Origin of the sequence: Methanobacterium formicicum DSM 3637 (genome assembly GCF_000302455.1) — an archaeon.
In the GTDB taxonomy this organism is placed as follows: domain Archaea; phylum Methanobacteriota; class Methanobacteria; order Methanobacteriales; family Methanobacteriaceae; genus Methanobacterium; species Methanobacterium formicicum_A.
On record NZ_AMPO01000011.1, the window covers coordinates 30,499 to 53,262 of the forward strand.

Consider the following 22,764-nt stretch of genomic DNA (forward strand, 5'->3'; position numbering starts at 1 on the left):
CTACCCCTGCAATTATTACTTTCTCCCTATTCTTACACTCCCCTTATCTCCACTTATTACTTTTTCTTTCTTCTTACGTTTCCATATTATTCCTAGCATCTCCCTTATTCCTATAATTATTCCCCTCCCCCAAAGTGATGATTTAATATGGACATTAAAGGACAGCTTCCCATTGAATTTCTATTAATGGTGGGTTTAAGTGTGATAATTTTAATTCCTCTGACTGTTGCTCTATCTGATTCGGTTGAACTCAATCAGGCCATGAGTGCCGCCAGAACAGGGGCGATGCAGGGCGCAATATCTGATAGTCTGGCCATATATCCTACTGAAAGTTTCCAGGATTATACTAGGGAAAATCAGCGATTGCTCAACCCTTCTGGAGTAAAAATTCTTAAAATCACCTATTCAAATCAGGGATTCCACCAGGGTTATCAGAAGACCAAGATTCAACTTAAAATCTATGCATCAGCCCCACAGGTTAATAATAAAACAGATAGAAACTGCTTAGGGGATAGGATCAACTTCAATGCTCGAAAAAAAATAACAGAATCATTCAATACAGAAGATCTTACCAATACTCTTTACAATCCTGCTTTTTCAGAAAGGTATGTATTCACCACTGCCGATGTCCAGTGGCAGTAGAATATTCATGTAGCTTTAATTCTTAATGTAATGAATTGAAAGCTAACAAATTGAAAGTCTCCTGTTTTTGGAGAATAATAAAGAAAATTTAAAACATTTAAAAAACAATTTATTATTGTACAATTATAGTAGCACCGATCACAATGAAGAAGGCTGCTGTTTAAAGATGAGCTATTTATCTTACTGCTCATTTTATTCAGAATTCCGGGTTAATTTCAGAATTTGAATTCATTAAGATAAGGGTATAAAGATAATAGTATTATAAGATAAGTTAGGGTTATAATATAAATGGAGCCTAAATAATCATAAATGAGGGAAATAAATGGCCAAGACTAAGAAAGAAGAGCTGGACGATGTGCTCACAGCCCTTATCCAGGTAGGGCAGATCAAGGCCTGCGGAATAGTTTCTAAAGAGGGACTTTTGATTAACTCCAGAACTCCCCCTGATGTTGATGCCCGTATCTTCTCTGCATTATGTTCCACTATAATGGGAGCAGCAGAAGCAGCATCAGGACAGATGACCACTGGTAAAGTTAGTCAGATTTCAGTTAAAACTGAAAAAGGAACCATAGTCCTAATACCTGCTGGTTCTAAATCTATTTTAACTGCTTTAACAGAACCTGAAGCCCAGTTAGGCCTGATATTCTTTGAAATGGAATCCATAGCCCAGCAAGTAATCCAGATTATGGGTGGTATGTAAATGAAGCAAACTCACATTCCCCAGTTGGATGAGTTTCTGGGAGGAGGGATACCCGAAGGATCATCGGTACTGTTTTATGCTGATCCCGGAGTTGAGTGTGAGGCTTTTGGTTACCAAACCCTGCAAAGCCGGTTGGAAGAGGGGGATCCAGGTTTCATATTCACCAACGTGACAGAACCCAGCTCCATAATTTATGAATTTGATAAATTTGGATGGGACATTGGAAAAAGTGTGGATGAGGGAATGGCTTTTTTCATTGATGGATGTTCATATTTTATAGGGGCCCCTGTAACTGCTAAATATTCTATAAAAGATTATTCTCAAGTAGAACAGGTTGTTATTGATGGAATAATAGATGTTCAGGATGGTGTTGGGGTTATAAATAATGTTTCAACCTTAATTGACTATCTGGGTGAAAATGAAACTGTTCAAATTATAAAAAAATGGAACCAAATTGCAAAATCTAAAAATACTATTTTATTGTACATATTCACAGAATGGGATTATGAAACAGAATTAGTTGATGAAATTAAAGGATCAATGGACTGCCTGGTTAATCTAAACACCATTGAAGAAAGAGTTATCATTGGACAGGGGTTCATGGTCACCAGAGCATCCTGGACCACTCCACCCAGCAGCATGGTACTTTTCAATATATTACGTCCTGGTGGAATAAAAATATTCATACCAAAAATCCTGGTGACTGGACCATTTAACGCAGGAAAATCCAGTTTTGTTAAAAAAATAGCCTCTAATTCAGTTTCGGTAGACAAAATGGCTCTGGGTCAGGTTCCAACCACAGTAGCTATGGATATAGGACACATGGATTACAAAGGATTTGAAGCCGATATTTTTGGAACACCCGGTCAGGAACGCTTCGATCTGATACTGGATGTTCTCTCCAAAGAAGCAGTGGGCGCATTTATCCTCCTGGATTCAACTGATCCTAAAACATTTGCCCGGGCCAAAGAAATGATAAAAAAGTGCAGGGCAGAAGCCATACCAAAGGTTATTGTAGCCAACAAACAGGATCTTCCAGATTCATTATCCATAAATGAAATAAGGAAAGTTATGAACATAGATGAAAGTATACCCATAATCCCAGTAAGTACACTTCATGATGAAGGGATTACCAATGCTCAAGATGCACTTTTAAAAATACTCTATAGGTGAACCCATGATAGTTCGTATTACCTCAGGTATACCTGGTTTTGATGAATTAACCTCCCCTATGAATGATCAAAGCCCTGGTTTGGGTGGGATCCCTGAAAACACAGTAACCCTTATTTATGGTCCCGAAGGAGTTGGAAAATCCATATTCTGTTCTGAGTTTGCTTACAATGGATTATCCCATGATGAGCCATGTCTTTATTTAACAACCGACCTTGGAATAGAAGATATTTATGAAAATATGCTGGATATGGGAATTAAAATTGATGGATATCTTGAAAACGAAATGTTACACATCATTGATGCATCTGGAAGTGGTACTGAATTTGAAAATTCAAACATATACCAATCATCAAATGTAAAAAACCCCACCGACATCCTGGTTAAGGTAACCAGAGGTTTGAATTTTATCACTGAAAATAATCCACGTTCTCGGGGAGTTATAGACTCTGTGACCACCATATTAGAATCTAATGATGAAATGTTAATAATGAGGGTTTTGAAAACCTACATTTTGAGGGTAAAAGAGGCAGGGGGTACTGCCGTAATCACCCACATGGAAGGTGCATCAGATCCTCATATAGAGGTACTTATTAAGTCAATGGTTGATAACATCGTTAAAATGGATGGAGAAACCATAATTATTGAAGCCATGAAAGGCATTGGAAAAAAAGAAGCTCCCTACCATATGAGCAAAGAAGGTATTACTGTGGGTAAAGGGAGATCAATCTAAGTAAAGGTAGATCAATCCAATTAAATGGAGATCAATCTAAGTAAAGGTAGATTAATCTAAGTAAAGGTAGATCAATCCAAGTAAGGGGAGATTAATCCAGGTAAAGGGAGATAAATCCCTAATTAAAGAGAAGATCAATCAGAATAATAGGGCGTAGTGATAAAATGAGCACTTATGAATCAGGTGTACCTGAACTGGATCAACTTATATCATCAACCGGGAAACTGGATGGTTTTCCAAAAAACACCACCACCCTGGTTTACGGACCACCCAAGGTGGGTAAATCCATTTTTTCTTATCAGTTTACATATCATGGGCTGAGTATTAAAGAACCCTGCCTCTATATCACAGCAGATGATGGAATGAAACAATTCCAACAGAACATGATGGATTTCGGATGGTTCCTGCAAAATTCAATAGATGAAAACCTTCTGTATGTTATTGATCCAATATCCGCACTTTCAGGAGCTCAAATTGAAAATACCAACACCTACACTTTATCTAAAATTAATGACCCCACCGATTTCATGGTTAAAGTTGGATTGGGAACTCGTTTTGTTTTCAAAAGATCAAATGAATTCCGTTCTGTTATTGATTCGCTCACCACATTTTTCACATTTAACCCGGAAGCAATGGTTATCCGATTTTTAAAAACATACCTGCGGCGGTTAACCGAAGCCGGTGCCACGGTTGTTGTTAATTATACTGAAGGTGTAGCCAGTGAGAATACAGAGAAAATATTGAAATCTATTGTGGATAACAAAATAATGCTCGATGGAAATTATTTAACATTCAAATCCGGTTCTGATCTCATTGTAACCGCAGATTATGAAATCACAGATAAAGGGCTAATTTTAGGAAAGGGTGAGATATTGTGAATAAAATTGACCTTCAGGAGCTTTACTACTTACTAATGAGTAGCTGGATTTACAGTATTGAAAAAACCAGGGATGAATTACTGGGTGATAACATTGCCTACACCAGGAGACTGGGCTGGAACGCCACCAAATTCGTCATGGATCATCTTGAAAATTCATGTGGCTTCCGAGTGGACACTGAAGGAAAAACACCTGTTGAACTAATGAAATCAATAGTTGAATGTTTGGAAGATGCGGGTTTTATCCAAAAAGGTACAGTAACTGTTAAAGATCAAGGAAACAGGAAACTGTCAATATCCGTGACTAAATGCCGGGCTGATGCCTGTAAAGATCTGATAAAAAAAGGGGTGGCACCCCATGTATGTTTACGTTCCATAATACTGGCCAATTTTCTAGAAAACCTTACCCAGGAACAGTTCAGTTACCATCTTGATGCAGACCCAGAAGGACAGCCCAAGGGTATATGCACCAGCTATTTATGTGATGTTGGTTGAGGATGTAAGTTAAAATGAAAATTAACTTCTAGTATGTTAATTAATCTAAGAATTCATTAATCTTGATGAGTCATTGGTCCAAGTAAATTGTTAATCTTACAATATTTACTTTAACAATTAATTAAGCTTTAGAAATTTATTTAAATACAGTTATCATGATAATTTGAAGGAGGAATCGCCTGTGGGTATTTTTGATGGTAAAAAGGACAATGTTGCTTCCCTTAAAGTGCTCTTAGAACAACTCTGGGAGTATCAGGAAGCTGAAGCCAATTTAATGGTTGAAATTGCAACCCTCCAGTATGAAATGGGAGATACGGATGATGCCATTGCATTTCTAGAAAAAGCGGTGGGAATATACCATGAATTAGGTTATACTGAAGAAGAAGCCACCATTCTGGATCTAATTGGCGATGTATATATCAGTACAGAAAACGTTCAAAAAGCCCTGGATACCTATCAAAAATCTTTTAAGTTGTGTTCATCCTTAGACATACCCTTACGAGAGGAAGTTTTAAACAAAATAAAAGAATGTGAAGTAGAACTTGAAGCTACTAAAACTAAGAATGTTGATAAAACAGCAACTGTTGAAGGTGGTTCTGATTCTATTCCTGAATCTGGAGTATCAACTGGATCTCAAGCTCCAGGTGATGAATCAATTGATTACGTGAAAATTGGTAAAAGGCTGGATGATATCATCGGACTCCTGGATGAATCAGCAGTTTATTCTACTTACCAGGAATTTGAAAACCCAATGGCCCATATGAGGGATGCTATCCAGATGGCCAGCAGTATTGGTGATCTGAAAGGGGAGGCAGCATTACTCCTGATCATGGGTGATATTACTTTAAAAGAAGAAAAAACCCAAAAATCTCTGGAATTTTTCCAAAAGTCTTTAAAGTCCTTCCAGAAAATTGATGATAAAAAAGGAGAATCCATATCCTACCTGATGATGGGGACTGCTTACTTCCTGCTGGGTGAAACAGATGAAGGTTCCAACTATCTTCGCCAATCAATGAATATCATAAAACATTTAAATGATCCTGCAATTGAAAAAGCAGCTCTGGCGTTATTGAATTCCATTTACGACTAGTTTTAATTTAGTAATTGTGATATCTGGATCCAACCCAGATATTCACATATTTTTGTGTATTACTACAACAAAAAGTTGTTATGTTTATTTAAAAAGCATTTTTAAAACATACGTGCTTTTAAAACATAAGCCAGGATTATTCCCACTGCACCAAAGAATATTCCAATGAGCCACACAATCAGAACCACATTTTTTTCTTCCATGGGACGTTTTAAGATCCATCTTATCAGGGAATTAAAACCAGATTCTGGAGCCATAAGTTTCCCATCTTCTCCCACCTGGGTGGGCTGGTGCTGCTGTCTTTCCATTACACCGGCACTGTAGAGTTTGAGCAGCATATCAATTATGTTGGGTATCAGTACAATCAGGGCAATGATCTTCACCCGCCCAATAAAAGCCACCACTACAATGGTTGCCCCTATAATCAGTGTTCCCACATCCCCTGGGAATACATTTGATGGGTGTCGGTTGTAGTAAAGGAAGGCCAGTAATGCTCCAGCCATACACATGCTGATTACTGCTACATCAGACTTTCCCATTATTATACAGGAAATACTGAGGGAGATCATGGCGATTGCCCCTAATCCTGATTCGATACCATTTAAACCAGCCAGCATGTTGGTGAGATTGGCAGCAATGGAAACTGCAATGGGTATGGCCAGAATATATAGTAAGCCCACATTGGGGGGTGCAATCCAGATTAAAGGCATACCTGCCAGCCAGAGAAGGATTAATTTTTCCTTGGAGGATAACATAACCAGGTCATCCACCATTCCCACTATTCCCACCAGGAGGATCACCAGCATAGTGATGGTTAGCTGGAACTGGAGCTCGGGATAGAAATAAATACCCAGAAATATCCCGATGATAAATCCGAAAAGAATACCAATACCACCCATTTCAGCCACAGCTGGCCTGGATGGTTTGTGAATATCCCTGCCCACGATATCTGCATCTTTCAACTTTTTAATTAGGCGGGGCATGCTTATGAATGTTACCAGAAAGGCTACCAGGGCACAGATGGCCGAGGTTAAAAACAGGTCCTGGTTAAGAATTATAAGATTAGGTTCCATTTTTTCACCGTTTTAATAGGGAGTAAACAGTTCTAAGGGGAATTTTCAGGTCTTTTGAAATATCCTTAGCTGGGACTCCATTTTTATAAAGGTTTTTAACTTTTTTAACTTTTAAGGTATCGTATTTCATTTTTCGCCCGGGTTTAAGCCGGGACCCCTTGAGATAATAAACAGTTTTCAAGGGAATACTCATGATTTCCGCAATTTCCTGGGGGTTATGGCCAGATTTTAATAATTCCTGAATATTTTCTGCATCTTTTTCAGTATATTTTCTGGGACGCCCTTTCTTTTCAACTGATACAACAGTAACTCCCAGTTCCTCCAGTGCCTGAAGATACTTTGGTGAAATTCGTGAATATAAACTGGGAGGACAGCTTATTTTCTTCAGATCCGGATGCTGATCCAGGAGTTCCATGATCCTGCTGAAGGACAGTGGTTTATTCACATAAATTTCGTCTTTCAAATGGAAAACACTCCTGGATGGTGGTTATTTTTTCATCATTGCCATGAACTGCTTGGCCTTGGACGTAGCAGGTTTTTGCAGGGTTTCAAGGGTTTCTTTCTCTTTTTGAACATCTTTAAGTGATATGGAAAATAATTCTGAGGTTTTTTTGGTCGGAATATCCCCTTCAATAGAAAGTATGGCTGCTCCCAGAGCAGGTCCCATCTGCAGATGAAGACCTTTCATCTTCTTTTCAACCGCGAATTTACTGGATAGAACCTTTCCCATATTGTGCACGTATTCAATCTTCAGGGGGAGGTGATCCTGCATGATCTGCACCACATCCTGTTTAAAATCCTTGAAGGCTTTTATCTGGTTTGAATCAAGGCTGGGGCGAAGGTAAGGGAAAGGGCCTGAATATTTATTCCGGCGGTCATAAGAAGTGGTTAAGTAATAATGTAAAAGATCCCATAAAATGTATATACGGGGTATTTCCAGGAAAAGACTTTTTTCAATGGATTCTTTTTTCTTTAAATCTTCCTGTATTGTTTCAGGAAGAACTCCATCATCGAGGAGTCCCCTCTCCTCCAGTTCTTTTTTTAAAAAGAATTTTTTAAGGCTTTCAGGTTCATCTCCATTTTCATACTTATTAGCATTCCTCTCTGCAACTTCCAGTGCTTCCCGGTACTCTTTAACTTTTTCCATGTTAGAGAGGGATTTTTCAAGTAAATCCGGTAGAAAATTCAGGATCTCAGTTTCTGCATACTTAACATAACCCAGTGAAAGGGCAGTTTGCATCTGTTTGTCATTGATTATGGATGGTTTTTTACGATGGAACTGCATCATTTCAATACGGGCATTGGAACCATACTGACTGCGGATCTCCTTTTCATAGTTGGCCTCATCCTGGGCGTCGATGGTAACTCTTTTCCTAACCCATCTACCATCTTCCATTATCTTGATAACAAGGGATACTGTTTTAACAATTCCCCTTTTTTCCTGTTTTAGGATGCGCACCATACTACGGAATGCTACTCTGCTGTGGGGGCTTAGTTCTGAGAGTTTAACCATGTAATCTCCAGAAAGAGGTAAAAATGGGATGATTTCAAGACGATAAACAGCCTCTTTATTTACATGTAAACTGAGATTATCCCCCCCACATTGGCAGTTGCCGCCAGTCAGGAGGGATAACTCATGACCACTGTACTTGTGATGGCAGGATTCACATTCCATGGTGGCAAACTCTTCCAGGTGTCCGATTGCAATACGATGAGAGGACATGGCAGATTTAACACGGTCCAGTATATTTTTTTTGGCAGCCGCGTTGAGCCTGAAGTACTGGGTATGGCGGCTGATATCATACATATCCTCTGCCTTGGCTTCACCACTTAAGGGACGACCATATTTATTTATGGAACGATATGGAGCAGTATAACCCTTAATTTCCATGGTTTCCCTCATATCCTGCAGGGTATCCATGTTCTTCTTCAGGTAAGTGTAAAGTGTCAGGAACTTTTCAGGGCTCTCAATACCACTTAATGAAATTTCCCTTCTTTTTATCTGATCCAGAAAACGCTCAGATTTCCCAATAAGTACAGATTCATTCATCGTATTCCTTCGTTAAAGTGTGATTTTTACCCGATTTGTAAAGGTGAGATTTTTAAGAAAATAGAGATATTATAATAATCCATTACCTCATTAACACCCGATTACCAATTAAATACTCTATTATCCATCAATTTCACCACTTAATCAATAAATTTCATCCATCACTGTCACTTTGACATCCACTGTTGGATATTTAGCATTATATATCCAAATTTGACTTTTGTATATCCAAATTTGGTTTTATATACATTCAATTTGGCATTGCAATATTTAGGAGTCTTGAATATCGGGTTTTAGGAGTCTTGAATATTGGGTATCCTGAATACCTGACCATTATCCTGAATATCCAAGACCCCCCCCCCCCAATATACTTATTTATTGTATTCTTTCACCAATGGTTGCATCAGGAGCAGTTAGGAGACTGAGGCTATCTCCAGCTGCCAGTACCATTCCCTCGGATTTTATGCCGAAGAGTTTGGCTGGTTGGAGATTCACCAGTACAATTACCTTCTGGTTTAGTATGTCTTCTGGTGAATATTTGGTGGCTAAACCTGCCACAACCTGTAACTGTTTGTCTTTAACATCAACCATTAACTTTAAGAGTTTATCAGACCCCTTAACTTTTTCTGCTCCAATTACTTTACCTACTCGCAGGTCCAGTTTTATAAAATCATCAATACTGATTAGATCATCCATAACTTCGGTCTCCTCTAAATTTTTATAAAGTGCATCTTTTTCTGCTGCAATTACATCATCATCAATTTTGGCAAATAATGGTTTTGCCTTGGAAATTGGGGTTCCAGCGGGTAAAAACCCGGCAGCATCATCCCAGCTTAAAGTATCACCATTACCAGCATTTAAACCTAGGATTTCTCTCATCTTCCCGGCTTTAGATGGTAAGTAGGGGCTTATAATGATACTGATTACCTTTGCAATCTGATTACATAAATAAAGGGTGGTGGCAGCCCGGTCACCTTCTTCTTTAACTGTTCTCCATGGTTCCTGGTCATTGAAGTATTTGTTTCCCAGTTTGGCCAGTTTTATGATTTCCTTGAGACCTTCCCTGAAATCGAAGTTTTCAATATGCACACCAACCCGTCCTGGACTTTCAGCTATTTCCTTTTGAACTTGCTGGTCATAATCATTGAATTTGCCAGGTTCGGGTATTTCACCCTGGAAGAAACGGTGGGTGAAGGAGAAGGTACGGTGCATGAAATTACCCACCACATCGGCCAGTTCATCGTTAACTCTCCTCTGGAAGTCATCCCAGGAAAAGTCAGTGTCCCGGGTGAGCGGTGCATTGGCCACCAGGTAATATCTTAATAAATCTGCATCAAATTTCTCCATAAAGTCCGCAGCCCATATCACCCAGTTTTTACTGGTTGACATCTTACGGCCCTCCAGTGAAAGGTATTCTCCAGCTACTATGTTATATGGTAATTTGCAGCCGTAAGCCATGAGCATTGCCTGCCAGAATATACTGTGGTGGTAAATGATATCCTTACCAATGAAGTGCACTGCCCGGTCATTCCAGTAGGGCTCCCAGGGGGTGTTTTCACGACGGGCCCACTGTGCAGCTGAAGAGATGTAGCCCAAGAATGCTTCTCCCCAGACATAGATGATCTTACCATCTGCACCCTCCAGTGGTACCGGGATACCCCAGTCCATGTCTCTGGTGAGGATCCAGTCTTTTAATCCTTCATTGATCCATTGCAGGGCATAATTACGGACATTTGCCGGGAATTGTGTGTTATTCTCCAGGGTTTCCTTAAGTTGTTCCTGGAAGTTGCTTAAACGGAAGTAGTACTGTTCAGATTCCCTGGCTTCAGGTTCGCTGTTGCAGATGAGACACCTTGGCTCCACCAGTTGCACTGGTTCCAAGTGCCGGCCACAGGTTTCGCAGTGGTCACCCCGTGCACCTTCTGCATTACAGTGGGGGCAGGTGCCCTCCACGTATCGGTCCGGGAGGAATCGTTCACATTCCGGGCAGTAAAGCTGCTGGATGGTTTTGGGATAAATGAAATTTTTATTGTAAAGGTCTAAAAAGAAGTTCTGGGATATTTCATAATGTAAGGGGTCGGTGGTTCTGGAAAAATTGTCAAAGGAAATATCTGATAATTCCAGATCCCTTTTGATTAACTCGTAATTACGGGTGGCAACATCCAGGGGTGATACTCCTTCCTTTTCTGCCTGAACAGCTATGGGTGTTCCGTGTTCATCAGTAGCACAGACCAGTAACACATCCTTACCCTTCATACGGTTATAACGGGCGTAAATATCTGCGGGTATATATGTTGAACGCAGGTGTCCCAGGTGACACGGCCCGTTGGCGTAGGGCAGGGCACAGGTGATAAATACTTTACTTGAATCTTTACTCAAAGAAATTCCTCCTATAATAACATATTTAGTGATAATGACGTTTATTCTGCCTTAGATATCTATTTTTAAATATTTATTAACTATCTTAAGGTAAAAACTCGAGTTGGAGTTAATGATAAAGAATATTATCTATTTTTATCTAATTTCTATATAAGATTTGTCCATTGACCTGAATAATGGGATGATTTTACAGGATAAATAAATGGATTATCGTACCGGGATCATTATATAAAGTTTATTTGTTTACTTTTTTTTAAATAGGATTACTTTTTTAAATAAATATGGAAAAATTCGGTTTTATATCAATAACCGGATGTTCAATCAATAAAATTTTTTAAGCTGGGAAGCAACAGTTAATCATGGTTTCAATCTCTTTTTTAAACCCCCTATCACCAGAAGGAAAAGACATTGTAAGGGAATTGGGCAGCTTTGAAGGGATATCAGAGGATATTCCAGAACTTAGAAGTTTAGTAGCCCATAATCCATCCCAGGAAATTGTAGATGATCAGGAAATACCATCAAATTACCTGGAACTTGCCCTGAAGAGGATGGAATGGTATATCCAGAAAAAGCATGACCGGGAATTTAACAGCAGGAAATATGCATTTCTTTCTGATTATGCCATAACCAAGTATGATGTTATCTCATTTTACCTTCTCTGCCAGGCTATTGGAGTTAAATTCGGACCTAACTCCCGTGAAACCAGGGTTATGGTGGAGGCACAGGGTGATCTGGTTCAGGAGAGGTTGGGTAAATTACGTACTGAAGATAGCAGGTTTATTGTGGAAAAGTCCCTGCAGATGTTACTGAAAGATGACCTGGTGCACTGGACCTTCTTCCAGGAGCTGTTGAGCACCCGTAAGATACGCCTCACTGATCTGTTACTGGACAGTGGAGAACTGATACTGGACCGGGAAGATTTCCTGGACCGGTTCGGGCCCCGGATAAAGCAACGGAATCCCAGCAGCATGTACGAGCTGTTAATTGGGGATGAACTCAAGGAACTTATCATGGTCAAGATGATCATGCAGGAAACCGAGGACTACATTAAACAGGTTCATGAAAAGGCACGGATCATGGTAGAACCCAACCCCATACTCCTGGAACTGGCTGATGAGGTGGCCGAGGTACTGGCCGAGCCAATGCAGAGTTACGGTTATGGTTCAGGTAGGGGTGGAAGCGGGCCAATGAAAGCCGGTCCACTGAACCCACTGGCATTCCCACCCTGCGTAAAAAAAGCCCTGGAGGGTATAAAATCAGGGGGGCGGAACGATGCCATAGTACTCTTCATGACACCGTTTGTTTCCTATGCCCGGTTGTATCCTGATGTTTTCAGGATGAATATCTCCAAACGTATCTCTGACCAGGATCCACAGCTGGAAGTTACAGAAAACGAGGTCCTGCCACTTATCTACGAGGCTGCACAGCGATGTGTGCCACCATTATTTGATGACCAGCCCCAGGAAAAGGTTAATATAAATGCCAAGCTTGGTTTTGGAATGCACTCCACCCTGAAGATGGAGCACGAGGGTGAAACCACCTGGTACACTCCCATGAGCTGTGAGAAGATAAAACTGCACCTTCCACATCTTTGCCGGCCAGATGAGGTTTGTAAAAAGATAGGTAATCCTTTAAGTTACTATAATAGGATGATATGGGAAGTGAGTAACCTGGACAAAGGAGGGCCTGATTCTGGTAATTCAAATGCTTCAAATAACTTTGCTGCAGAAAGTCCACGAAATACAGGTACAAATGGAAAGTCTAATGTTAATACTGGGGCTAATGGTAAAAATAACCAGTCTGTTCCTAAATCATCTAATAAAAATAAATCACATGATAAAAAATCAGGGGAGGCCTAATGTAGATGGAATTAAAAGCAGCCACCCCCAATGAACGCCGCCAGTACTACCGGGAAGAATGGAATGTGAAGGATGTTCCGGATTTCATTCTCAACACCCTCACCCAGAGGGAGTTCGGTTTTGACCATATGGGGAGGGGCCCCAATGACCGTTACCGTGTATTCCAGGATACAGATTATTTAAGAAAGTTCATGCGGGTTCGTACACCATTTGCTGCCTACTCATCAGTGGCATTTTACCATAAACCCCGACGCAGGGATGGATGGATAAAAGCAGAAGTGGTCTTTGATGTGGATGCCAAGGACATACCCATTAGATCCTGTGGCTGTGACAATGTCTGTGAAATATGCCTGGGTCAGGCAAAAGGTATTGTACAGGGACTGGTGGACACCCTTAAAGGTGACCTGGGGCTTAAAAATATATACGTGGTTTATTCGGGCCGTGGTTATCACATCAGGGTACTAGATGATATGGTGATGGGCATGGACAGTGATGTACGTAGCCAGATCGTCAAATATTTAGTGGGTTCTGAAGTTCCACGCAGTGAATACTCCAGTCACGGGATGAAATACAAGTTGGAGCACTTCACCATCCCCTTTGGATATCCACAGGTATTCACCCAGCAGGTTAAACAGGCCCTATTGAGCCTGAGCTTGGATACAGAAATTGATGATGTTAGCAGGGATATTAAGAAGGCAGTTATCAAACATCGTGAATTACTAAATGATGACCAGTGGGGACTTTTTAGAAAATCAATAGGCCCCCAGAGGTACGCCAGACTGGTTAAAGGCATAGCATCTTTAAACCTCACATTAGTTGATGCCAAGGTTTCCATAGATCTAAAAAGGATTCTAAGATTACCATCTTCCCTGCACTCTGGAGTCAGTATGAAATCCACTCTTATCAAGAACCTGGAAACATTCGACCCCTTCCGTGATGCAGTTCCTAAATTCGTTTATGAAAGGAAGGATTGACCCAGAAAATGGTTTGTTTACGGATTTTTTTTTAAAAGTTGATGTAAATTAATTTTTTTCTTCAAATAATTTTTGATTCGAATTAATGATTGGTTAAAATTTATAAGTTTGGTTAAAATTTATAAAATAAAAAATTTAAGAAGTTAAAAAAGTTGATTATATGGGTAACTAAATTATATGGGTAAAAAAACTTTAATCCCGGGTTAAAAGCTCATTCTTATGCAGGTAGCAATACAGGAATTTAAGTATATCCTCATCTGCATCTTCGGCAATTAACAGATCCAGAACATCCACCAGCTGGTATTTATCCAGGATTTTCTTCTTCAAATGTTTGCCCACCCTGAGATTCCTGATCCCCTCTGGTGTGAGGGTTCCCTGGATAAGGGAATGGGCATCAGGGTATTCACGTTTGGCTAGTGTAACCCACTGCTCACCTTCGGTCCATGAATCTGGATGCTTCTTAAGGAATCTCTTTCCATTTTCATCATCCCATACCATGGGACCATAATGCTTTTTATAAGGTGGAAGATGCCAGGTGTTCATCTCCAGGAGTATTAAACCAGTTTTATCCTCATCACTCCATGAATCACTGCCCATAACCTGGAAGTCTTCATTTTCCATGATCCTCACCAGGGATTTTTCAGTCTTCTGGATCTGTGGGTGCAGGGCATCAGCAGAAATATCCGGAGCAGGGAAAGCCAGGATAAATGAATGAGTTTCCCTATTTTTAAATTCATCCCTGATACTTTCTCTGGTGAACTTAAGATTTTTAGGATAAAAATATGAGGTTTTAGGATCATCCAGGAAATTACCTGCTGCCACACGGAACTCTGCCATTTTCTGCAGTGTAAGTGCTGCTGAAACATTCCGGTTTCCATCTGTGGGATCCACCACCACCAGGGGGTCCTTAAAGGACCTGGCAGTGCCGAATTCCATGAGGTCGATCTCAAACCCGGGTTTCCACTGGTCAAAAACCCCTCGAAGAACATCCATGAATGAACCGTAATGAATTACCAGTAATTCACACAGGTATCCTGAAAATCCACCCACCTTGAACTCAGAGCCATAGGTTCCCACCATCTTCATGAAGCGTTTCAGGAGACGAACTTCCTGGGTCTGTTCTGGTTTCAAATTGGCCATAATGTACTGGGTATGGAGAAGGGTGCGATCCACTGCAGATTTCAGCTGACTTGCATCTTCAATATCATAACAGGGAACAAAATCAACCATGTAACCTTGAATGGTACCGGTGAGGTAGGGGTGTGATGCGTACCGTGCTTCGTAGGTTCCATTAACTTCTTTTATACATTTTTTTGCAAGTTCCAGACCATGGACCTTCAGATCATCTAAAGAAGTGGTGAGTGGGAATTTTATGAAAATATCAATATCCAGGTCCTTGCCTTCACTGTTATTGCCATTGGATATCCATGTATTCTTGGCCACTGAACCTAACAGCACTGCCTCTGCATCAATACCCTCCTTTTGGGCATTACGGTTTATAATTTCAATTAACTTATCTGATAAACTGTGAACATTTGATACCTCTTCTTTTGAGGGTTCAATATCATCTAAAACCTGTTTAAAATCAATCACTTATAATTACCTCTAGTAGTTTCATGAATCTTTATTGCCTGTTTGATTTGTTATTATAACGGAGTTGTTATAAAGGAACTTTTAATCGTTATTTAAACTTTTGATCGTTTTTTTTAAACGTTTAATTGTTATTTAATACTATTAATCTTTAAATGAAAAATTCCTTTACATCGGTGTATATGGGGCCAACCGGGGTGAGTTCACTCTTTTTTAAAACCAGTTTTTCCAGGGTCATTTCACTAATTTCAACGGACTCTAATTCCATTATTTTCTCCTTTAAGAGTTCCCTGTTTTGAGGACCTTTCACCCGGGCTATGGTGAGGTGGGGTATGTAACTTTTTTCCTTTTTGAATCCCATTTTGGCAAATTCCTGGTCAAGGTCTTTTTGAAGCTCAGAAAACTGGCTTGGATCTTCAATTCCCAACCATATAACCCTCATATAATCCATTTTAGGGAATACACCTGTTCCCTTGATGTGCAGTGGAAATGACTGGTATTTTTCCAGTTTTTCCTGCATAATGCTGATTATCTGGTCTGCATGGGATGAGGAAATCTCACCAAAGAATTTGAAGGTGAAGTGTAGGTTTTCTGGTTCCACCATCTTCAATGGGGCGCGGGTTTTCTTAAGTTCCTTCTGTATTTTCTGTATTTTATAGGATAACCTGCTATCCACATCAACTGCTATAAATGCTCTCATTGAAATCACCTGATTAGCTGTTTTTTTAGTATTCTTAGTTAATTTGAAGTATCGTATTATCTAAGTTTTAGAATCATCCATTATTATTATTTCATTAGATTATTAGATTTGTTAATGTTTTTTATCAACTTATATAGATTCATATCAACTTATATAGATTCATATCAACTTATATAAATTTATATCAAATTATAAGATTTTTTATCCGGTCCAAACTTTCCTGGGGAGTTTCCACGGTATTCAGGAGGTAAACATCAACTGCCGGGAATAACTCCAGGAAGAAGTGTTTCCTTATTTCGAGTTTACGTTCATCCCTTATCAGCTGGTGGGGGTTGCAGAAATCCTTCTCCAGCATGAAATCCAGGGCTTCTTTGTGGTCCAGTTTGCGGAAAGGAGGATTTGTCGGGTCCCGTTCCAGGAGAACTACAGTTTTCAGGGTACTTGTTTCCCTGACTCTTCCCTTAAAAAGGGTGTTAACATCAGCAATACCCCTACCCCGGTTATCCAGCTGGACCTGGTTAACCTCCTGGGAGAATCCCTTCCAGACCTGAGCTAAATCATCACGTATGTATGAATTCTTTTCAGAGGAATAGACAACTGCTGCATTGTTGAAGAGTCTGGTGAAGAACCAGTCATCGGATATGTAATTGAAATCATCGTACTGGAGCAGTCCATAGGTTAAGGTGGTTTTACCTGTCCCAGGGGGTCCGATAATGGCCATGGCATGTCCATCGTAATCAACTGCCGATCCATGGGTGGAGTAACGCCGGTGCTCAGAATGGTATTCTTCAAAAAAATCGGAAATCGTGGCCAGGGCTATGCTTTTAATCCAGCCATAATAATCACAGTTTTTAACAATACATGTTTTGGAAACAGGTTCATACAGGACCTGCAGTTTTCCACCATCTTCGGTTGAGAAGATCTTGGCATGGGGGCGGATATCCTCATTCATGAACTTGAAGTTATCTTCCCATTCCTCTTTAAACTCCTCATTGTCAGTTAAAAGTTTAACACAGGCACCGTGGATGTTGGCCTTTCTTTCGAACTTAACCTTACTTTTAAGTTCATTTAATAGCTCATCCTTGTCAGAAGGTGTTATCAGTTCCACATTGTATGTTGACATTCCATTAACCCCTTTTATAATATTAAATTCCATGTGAATTTATATTATATTTTGTTCAAGCTGGTTGATAAAAATAGTTAGGGATCATAGAGGGATACAGAAAGTAAAAAAAATGATTACCAGAAAAATTAATCCTAAAAAAATAATAATTTTGAGATAAATTTAAGATTTATCCCTTGATTTAACAATTATTTCTCAATAATAGTCTCTTCAATGGCCATCCCAAAGTGCCGGGCATTGGGGTCCAGGTAGATCATTATCTTATCCCCTACTTTCAGTTCTGCCACGGAAGTGGGTTTACCGTCTTCTGTAACCAGGCGGATTGTTTCTGCATTTTGAAGAAGGGTTCTAAGAACCACTTCATCGTATTCTGCTTCCACCAGCATCAACGGACGTTTTTCTATTTTAACCCGTCCCACTATGGCTACTTTACTTTTACCATTCTGGTCCACGGTTAGGACTTCGTCTCCGGTTTCCAGTTCTGATAGGTACTTGGTCCTGTTTCCAGGGGTCATGACGTAGGCATGCACTGGTCCTGCGTTAACCCGGAAGGGTCGTGAGGCAACGTATTCGCTTTCCATGGACTCACTGTGCACCAGGAACAGTCCCTGGGAGTAGGATCCCACCAGCATCCCTTCTCCTAACTGCATCATGGAGCAGGTGTCCACACAGACCCGGTCTCCAATACCCACTGGTTCCACCTTGGTGATGGTGGCTGGTTTCAACTGGTAATCTTCACTCTGTATTTTCTCCATTAACTCGGCTACCTTTTTTATCTGGCTGATTTCATGGGGACATAGCAGTATACCATCGGTTCCGTGTTCCATTGTTTCCAGGGCCAGTTTTGCCTCATCATAGTCTGCTACTGCTGCTATGATCTTAACCTTTTCATCCTGTAATCCTGCAATAAGGTTCTCCAGGGGTATGACTTTCCAGTCACGGCCCATTAGGATGAGGTAATCTGCTTCTTTTCCCAGTGTGGCAGCCAGTTCTTCGTGTTTTTTACTGAGGATTTCAACGTAGGCTGCTACCTTTTTATCCCTTCGTTTCAATCTCTTCACTGCAGCCAGGTCCTTGGATTTGGAAAGATCATCAGGTATGATGAGGGTGCCATCTCCTTCACTGTTTCGACCCACCAGCACCACATCGGCACTTTCTATATCTGAGATGAGCTTTACATTACCCAGTTTGCGGATGTTTTCCACATCGCTGAAGTCAACGATATGATCCATCCCTGATTCTAGTCCAGTGGTAATGAATTGTTTTTTCTTATCCCATACATTACCTTCGGCCATTATCCATGCAAATTTCATAGCTTAACCTTCTAATGGATTATCTTATTTATTAGTGGATTATAATCCTAGGATTATAAAAAAATTTAATGAATTAAATATTTTAGTGGATTTATCGGCCGTTAAGGATTTTAAGGGCCTCATCAACATCCAGGTCATTGTGAACAATCTCAGCAATGGCCCTGGTGGTTTTCTGTGGTGATCTGGCCTGGAAAATGTTTCTTCCTATGGCCACACCAGCTCCACCCATGTCCACTGAGTTTTTAACCATTTCCAGAAGTTCCCGGTCGGTTTCAACCCGTGGTCCTCCAGCAATAACCAGTGGTACTGGACAGCCATCAATAACTTCTTTGAATGTGTCCGGGTCTCCAGTGTAGTTGGTTTTAATGATGTCGGCTCCCAGTTCGGCACCGGCACGGGCAGCCAGTTTCACTACTTCTGCAGAGTGTTCGTTGTCGATTTTCCTGCCTCTAGGGTACATCATGGCAATTAAGGGCATTCCCCAGTCATCACATATCTCGGAAATGCTTCCCAAGTGCATTAACATCTCGGGTTCCATTTCTGATCCCACGTTTACGTGTACTGATACTGCATCTGCTCCCAGCTGGATGGCTTTTTCCACTGAGGTTACCAGAACTTTATGATCAGGGTCAGGTCCCAGAGCAGTGCTGGCAGATAAATGAATAATCAGTCCGATATCTCGTCCATATCCTCGGTGTCCTGTGCCAACCATTCCTTTATGCATTATCACAGCGTTGGCACCGCCGCTTGCAACTTCGTCAATGGTCTCTGCCATTTTTATTATTCCATCCACAGGTCCAATTGAAGCACCGTGGTCCATGGGCACAATAACACAGCGCCCGGTTTTTCGGTTGATAATTCGTTCAATCCTGATTTTCTTTCCTATCATAAATACCCTCCTTCTTATAGTTTTGGAGACCAGAGTTTTAGTTCTTTTAATCGCGGTGGGATTCCATCATCTCCACAGGACTCCAGCCACCCATTTTCCGATCTGATAAGTTCAGAAGTGGATGTTGAGTGTATGAAATCTAAAAGACCTCTGTTTCTTAGTAATGTTTTGAAAATCAACCCTTTTTCGATTTTCTTAAACCACCCTAAACAAAGTGACTCTTATGAATAAAGAAGATGAAACTCTAATAAAAACTTTTTTCAGTAGTAACAGTTATTCTGAAAACACGAGAATTTTATATGAATTGGCCCTTCGAAGATACAGTGAATTTCATGGTCTTAACCTTGAAGAATTAATCGAAGAAGCTGAGAATGAAGAAGAACAGGGCGTAAGGAAACGAAGAAGAAGAATTAAATCCAGAGTAACCGCATTCAAAGTACAACTTGAAGATGAAGAAAAAAAATCACGCAGCACAGTGAAAAATTATATCAGTGCAATCAGAACCTTCTATGATTTTAATGACATAACCCCACCTAAAATAAAATTTCCAAAAGGATCATCATGCCTGGACAAAAACTATGGTCGTCTACTAAAAAGAGAAGACATCCGAAAAATGTGTGATGCAGGCAGTACCAGGGCCAGGGCAGTGATATACACTTTAGCCCTGACAGGTTTGAGCCAGGCAGAAATGCGAAACATCACAATATCACAGCTACTCATAGCAGCAGGTCAAGTACTGGGACAAGAGTTTAACACGGTTGAAGAATTAATCAACCTGGAAAACAGGTTGAATGATGAAATACTCACCCTCCACATTACCAGGGAAAAAGTTCACCACCGCTATTTCACATTCCTCCCACCAGAAGCCACAAGACAAATACTAGCATACCTCCGGGAAAGAATCAGCATCCCAGGTGGGAAACTTCACCCTTCAAATCCAAAAACACAAGGGAAACTATTCCTCAGTGTAAGTGGCGAACCCATGTCAGTATATGCTGCCAGAACACTCATAATCCGATGTGGCCGAAATGCAGGATTCAAAACTTCAGAAGAAATGGAATACAGTTACTGGCGAGGTCACGCTCTCAGAAAATACTTCATATCAACAATTAAAAATAAAACAGGAGACAGTGAACTAGCAGAATGGTTAGCAGGTCACAAACCAGAATACACAGATGAAACATACTGGTACAAAGATGAAGAAGACATCAAAGAAAGATACTTAATCGCCCTGAAATTCCTGAGTATTGATGAAGCCCGCGTCAAAACAATGGAAAGCCCAGAATACAAAGAAGTCATGAAACACCTATCAGGTGTAGGATGGGTCCTAGAGTTACTCGATGATGATCCGCAATTCCAGGAAGAAGCTAAAAAAGCATGGAAAAGAAGGAAAAAAGATTAATTTTTTTATTATACCTTCGGAGAATATAATTTCAATTCTTTTAATCTCTTAGGCACACCATCATCCCTACAAGACTCCAACCACCCCTCTTCAGATCTGATAAATTCAGAAGTAGATGTGGAATGAATGAAATCCAAAAGCCCCCTGTTCCTGATGATAGTATCACGGGGTTTTAAAGTAGAAGACCAAATATAAAATACTTTAAAAGTAGTGTCAGGATGATAACCTCCACCAAGATCCACAGAAAGAACGTCACAACCCCCTAATTCATTGACCTTTTTAGCCACTTCTTCTAAGGTTTCATGAAGACGCACATCACTCTGGATAAATTCAATAGAGGTTCCAACTTCTTTATTTAACTCTTCTAATTTTTCTATAGACTCAGTGCCTTTATCCAAAGCTATTATTTTACCTTTAGGTGCCAGTTGGGATATTATGCGGGTGGAATTACCCACATGGCAGCCCAGTTCCACCACTACATCATCTTCCTGGATGATTTCTTTTAGAACCTGTCTGTAAACTTTGATATCATATACAACATTGATCATGTTAATCTTCCTGGTGATTATTATGGTAGTATGATGATTTAAGGGTAATTTTTGATATTTTTATAAAAAAATATCTATAAACTCATAGAAGATTAATGTGGCCAGATGGGATATAAGATATGAGGATTATAAATTTTGAACTAGTAACATATCTGTGAGTAACAGATGTTTTTTGTTATTTTTAGGGGGAGTTATTTTGGGAAAAAAGAATGAGCCTATTAAAGCCAATGAAATAGAAGAACACCTTAAAACTAATTTTGATGATTTTTACCAAGTATTTCTTCAGAATATGATTTCTTCAATACCTGCACCATTTGGACCATTTTTTAGTGCCATATTCAGTACAGTGATATGTCCTGCACCAATTACTGATAAAATTAGTCGATTATTAATCCAATTTGGAAATGATATTGAGGAATTACAAGAAAATGGATTAGTTGATATTGAAGAATTAATAAAGGATCCAATATTTACTTCTGAACTATTATATGCGATTCAAATTGCTATGCGTAACACTCAAAAAGAACATCATAAAGCTTTACAATATGCTCTCCTAAACTCCGCATTATCTAATCCCCCTGACCAAGATATCAGAAAAATGTTTTTCAATTACATTGATTCATTCAATTCGACTCACTTTAAACTATTAAAATTTTTCCACGAACAACAAAAAACCTCGGAATGGGTTGATGAATTAGTTGAAACTTTCTGTCATGATGATTCTTTCTATAATAAAGTGGGTGAGCAATGTCAACCCTCAGATCATGGTGCAATGAAAACAATGAAATTTGCTTTTGGGGATGTTCTAAAGTACGAATTTCTCAATCAATATAATGATGACGAAATTGAGCTTTTATTTTTATTATTTAATCAAAGCATCAAAGACATTAACTCTAATTATATGATAGGTTTAAGTCCTGAACAGCCTATGTATGTTTTGGTAGGAGAATCAGGTAATATAGGTCCTCGTTTAGAAAAACCCGGAAAATTATTTATGAATTTTATAACATCTCCTTTAGATTTTGAATAATTAATTTTTTTAACATTTATTTCCATTTTTTAAAATTTAGCGAACACTATGGGGAAAAGTATGGTAAAATAACAAGCGAAGGTTGGTGATGTGTCATCTAATCATGGGTGGATTGCCAGAAAATTAA

The 22,764-nt window shown here is 39.8% G+C and carries 21 protein-coding genes; 11 read left to right on the forward strand and 10 right to left on the reverse strand.

What is annotated here, in order from left to right; genetic code table 11:
* Positions 1-147 precede the first annotated feature (147 nt).
* The 7 genes from A994_RS11020 to A994_RS11050 all read left to right on the forward strand — a co-directional run bounded on the left by A994_RS11020 (position 148) and on the right by A994_RS11050 (position 5,707).
* Entirely contained in the window at positions 148-642 is a 495-nt protein-coding gene (locus A994_RS11020; protein WP_004031676.1) for a hypothetical protein, read from the forward strand.
* 322 nt (positions 643-964) lie between these two features.
* The gene (locus A994_RS11025) at positions 965-1,342 is read left to right on the forward strand and encodes a roadblock/LC7 domain-containing protein (protein ID WP_004031678.1); all 378 of its coding nucleotides are present in this window, start codon (positions 965-967) and stop codon (positions 1,340-1,342) included.
* Complete coding sequence (locus A994_RS11030) at positions 1,343-2,515, forward strand: ATPase domain-containing protein (protein WP_004031679.1); 1,173 nt, start codon at positions 1,343-1,345, stop codon at positions 2,513-2,515.
* A 4-nt stretch (positions 2,516-2,519) separates the two neighbouring features.
* Positions 2,520-3,245: an RAD55 family ATPase gene (locus A994_RS11035; protein ID WP_004031680.1), complete on the forward strand. Its 726-nt coding sequence runs from the start codon at positions 2,520-2,522 to the stop codon at positions 3,243-3,245.
* A gap of 164 nt (positions 3,246-3,409) precedes the next feature.
* The gene (locus A994_RS11040; RefSeq protein WP_004031682.1) at positions 3,410-4,123 is read left to right on the forward strand and encodes an RAD55 family ATPase; all 714 of its coding nucleotides are present in this window, start codon (positions 3,410-3,412) and stop codon (positions 4,121-4,123) included.
* A complete protein-coding gene (locus A994_RS11045) occupies positions 4,120-4,617 on the forward strand; it encodes a hypothetical protein (protein WP_004031683.1) in 498 nt (165 codons plus the stop codon). The genes A994_RS11040 and A994_RS11045 overlap by 4 nt, the downstream gene beginning before the upstream one ends.
* Positions 4,618-4,798: 181 nt before the next feature.
* Positions 4,799-5,707: a tetratricopeptide repeat protein gene (locus A994_RS11050; protein WP_004031684.1), complete on the forward strand. Its 909-nt coding sequence runs from the start codon at positions 4,799-4,801 to the stop codon at positions 5,705-5,707.
* A gap of 101 nt (positions 5,708-5,808) precedes the next feature.
* On the opposite strand, the gene A994_RS11055 is transcribed toward A994_RS11050, so the two are convergent.
* The 4 genes from A994_RS11055 to metG all read right to left on the reverse strand — a co-directional run bounded on the left by A994_RS11055 (position 5,809) and on the right by metG (position 11,209).
* The gene (locus A994_RS11055) at positions 5,809-6,780 is read right to left on the reverse strand and encodes an MraY family glycosyltransferase (RefSeq protein ID WP_004031685.1); all 972 of its coding nucleotides are present in this window, start codon (positions 6,778-6,780) and stop codon (positions 5,809-5,811) included.
* 4 nt (positions 6,781-6,784) lie between these two features.
* The gene (locus A994_RS11060; protein ID WP_004031686.1) at positions 6,785-7,243 is read right to left on the reverse strand and encodes a helix-turn-helix domain-containing protein; all 459 of its coding nucleotides are present in this window, start codon (positions 7,241-7,243) and stop codon (positions 6,785-6,787) included.
* A gap of 24 nt (positions 7,244-7,267) precedes the next feature.
* Positions 7,268-8,830 (reverse strand): DUF530 domain-containing protein, encoded by a 1,563-nt coding sequence (locus A994_RS11065; RefSeq protein WP_004031688.1) that lies wholly within the window; start codon positions 8,828-8,830, stop codon positions 7,268-7,270.
* A 375-nt stretch (positions 8,831-9,205) separates the two neighbouring features.
* Positions 9,206-11,209, reverse strand: a complete 2,004-nt coding sequence (metG, locus tag A994_RS11070; protein ID WP_004031689.1) for a methionine--tRNA ligase — start codon at positions 11,207-11,209, stop codon at positions 9,206-9,208.
* A gap of 359 nt (positions 11,210-11,568) precedes the next feature.
* Between metG and A994_RS11075 the strand changes: the two genes are divergently transcribed.
* Entirely contained in the window at positions 11,569-13,068 is a 1,500-nt protein-coding gene (locus tag A994_RS11075) for a DNA primase (protein ID WP_004031690.1), read from the forward strand.
* A gap of 5 nt (positions 13,069-13,073) precedes the next feature.
* Complete coding sequence (priS, locus tag A994_RS11080; RefSeq protein ID WP_004031691.1) at positions 13,074-14,042, forward strand: DNA primase catalytic subunit PriS; 969 nt, start codon at positions 13,074-13,076, stop codon at positions 14,040-14,042.
* Between the two features lie 192 nt (positions 14,043-14,234).
* On the opposite strand, the gene cca is transcribed toward priS, so the two are convergent.
* From cca to A994_RS11105, 5 genes are all read right to left on the reverse strand, one after another.
* Complete coding sequence (cca, locus tag A994_RS11085) at positions 14,235-15,635, reverse strand: CCA tRNA nucleotidyltransferase (RefSeq protein WP_004031692.1); 1,401 nt, start codon at positions 15,633-15,635, stop codon at positions 14,235-14,237.
* Between the two features lie 148 nt (positions 15,636-15,783).
* A complete protein-coding gene (gene thpR / locus A994_RS11090; RefSeq protein ID WP_004031693.1) occupies positions 15,784-16,332 on the reverse strand; it encodes an RNA 2',3'-cyclic phosphodiesterase in 549 nt (182 codons plus the stop codon).
* Positions 16,333-16,516: 184 nt separating this feature from the next.
* The gene (locus A994_RS11095) at positions 16,517-17,455 is read right to left on the reverse strand and encodes a phosphoenolpyruvate carboxykinase (ATP) (protein ID WP_004031694.1); all 939 of its coding nucleotides are present in this window, start codon (positions 17,453-17,455) and stop codon (positions 16,517-16,519) included.
* A gap of 188 nt (positions 17,456-17,643) precedes the next feature.
* Positions 17,644-18,768, reverse strand: coding sequence for a 3-dehydroquinate synthase II (locus A994_RS11100; protein ID WP_004031696.1), 1,125 nt, complete (start codon positions 18,766-18,768; stop codon positions 17,644-17,646).
* Positions 18,769-18,859: 91 nt separating this feature from the next.
* Positions 18,860-19,657, reverse strand: coding sequence for a 2-amino-3,7-dideoxy-D-threo-hept-6-ulosonate synthase (locus A994_RS11105; RefSeq protein WP_004031697.1), 798 nt, complete (start codon positions 19,655-19,657; stop codon positions 18,860-18,862).
* A gap of 223 nt (positions 19,658-19,880) precedes the next feature.
* On the opposite strand from A994_RS11105, the gene A994_RS11110 reads away from it, so the two are divergent.
* Positions 19,881-21,059: a tyrosine-type recombinase/integrase gene (locus A994_RS11110; protein WP_004031699.1), complete on the forward strand. Its 1,179-nt coding sequence runs from the start codon at positions 19,881-19,883 to the stop codon at positions 21,057-21,059.
* A gap of 8 nt (positions 21,060-21,067) precedes the next feature.
* Here the strand turns inward: A994_RS11110 and A994_RS11115 are convergent, their stop codons facing one another.
* Positions 21,068-21,607, reverse strand: a complete 540-nt coding sequence (locus A994_RS11115; RefSeq protein ID WP_004031700.1) for an SAM-dependent methyltransferase — start codon at positions 21,605-21,607, stop codon at positions 21,068-21,070.
* Between the two features lie 196 nt (positions 21,608-21,803).
* Here A994_RS11115 and A994_RS11120 point away from each other — a divergent pair, with 196 nt between their 5' ends.
* The gene (locus A994_RS11120; protein WP_004031701.1) at positions 21,804-22,637 is read left to right on the forward strand and encodes a hypothetical protein; all 834 of its coding nucleotides are present in this window, start codon (positions 21,804-21,806) and stop codon (positions 22,635-22,637) included.
* Positions 22,638-22,764: the final 127 nt, after the last annotated feature.

Excerpts from the sequence above, each read along its gene's own strand:
- A994_RS11065 (WP_004031688.1), bottom strand. The coding sequence starts at position 8,830 with ATGAATGAATCTGTACTTATTGGGAAATCTGAGCGTTTTCTGGATCAG.
- A994_RS11100 (WP_004031696.1), bottom strand. The coding sequence starts at position 18,768 with ATGAAATTTGCATGGATAATGGCCGAAGGTAATGTATGGGATAAGAAA.
- A994_RS11115 (WP_004031700.1), bottom strand. The coding sequence starts at position 21,607 with ATGATCAATGTTGTATATGATATCAAAGTTTACAGACAGGTTCTAAAA.
- A994_RS11110 (WP_004031699.1), top strand. The coding sequence starts at position 19,881 with ATGAATAAAGAAGATGAAACTCTAATAAAAACTTTTTTCAGTAGTAAC.
- A994_RS11035 (WP_004031680.1), top strand. The coding sequence starts at position 2,520 with ATGATAGTTCGTATTACCTCAGGTATACCTGGTTTTGATGAATTAACC.
- A994_RS11025 (WP_004031678.1), top strand. The coding sequence starts at position 965 with ATGGCCAAGACTAAGAAAGAAGAGCTGGACGATGTGCTCACAGCCCTT.
- A994_RS11075 (WP_004031690.1), top strand. The coding sequence starts at position 11,569 with ATGGTTTCAATCTCTTTTTTAAACCCCCTATCACCAGAAGGAAAAGAC.
- A994_RS11030 (WP_004031679.1), top strand. The coding sequence starts at position 1,343 with ATGAAGCAAACTCACATTCCCCAGTTGGATGAGTTTCTGGGAGGAGGG.
- A994_RS11040 (WP_004031682.1), top strand. The coding sequence starts at position 3,410 with ATGAGCACTTATGAATCAGGTGTACCTGAACTGGATCAACTTATATCA.
- A994_RS11055 (WP_004031685.1), bottom strand. The coding sequence starts at position 6,780 with ATGGAACCTAATCTTATAATTCTTAACCAGGACCTGTTTTTAACCTCG.
- thpR (WP_004031693.1), bottom strand. The coding sequence starts at position 16,332 with ATGAGAGCATTTATAGCAGTTGATGTGGATAGCAGGTTATCCTATAAA.
- A994_RS11020 (WP_004031676.1), top strand. The coding sequence starts at position 148 with ATGGACATTAAAGGACAGCTTCCCATTGAATTTCTATTAATGGTGGGT.
- A994_RS11095 (WP_004031694.1), bottom strand. The coding sequence starts at position 17,455 with ATGTCAACATACAATGTGGAACTGATAACACCTTCTGACAAGGATGAG.
- priS (WP_004031691.1), top strand. The coding sequence starts at position 13,074 with ATGGAATTAAAAGCAGCCACCCCCAATGAACGCCGCCAGTACTACCGG.
- A994_RS11105 (WP_004031697.1), bottom strand. The coding sequence starts at position 19,657 with ATGATAGGAAAGAAAATCAGGATTGAACGAATTATCAACCGAAAAACC.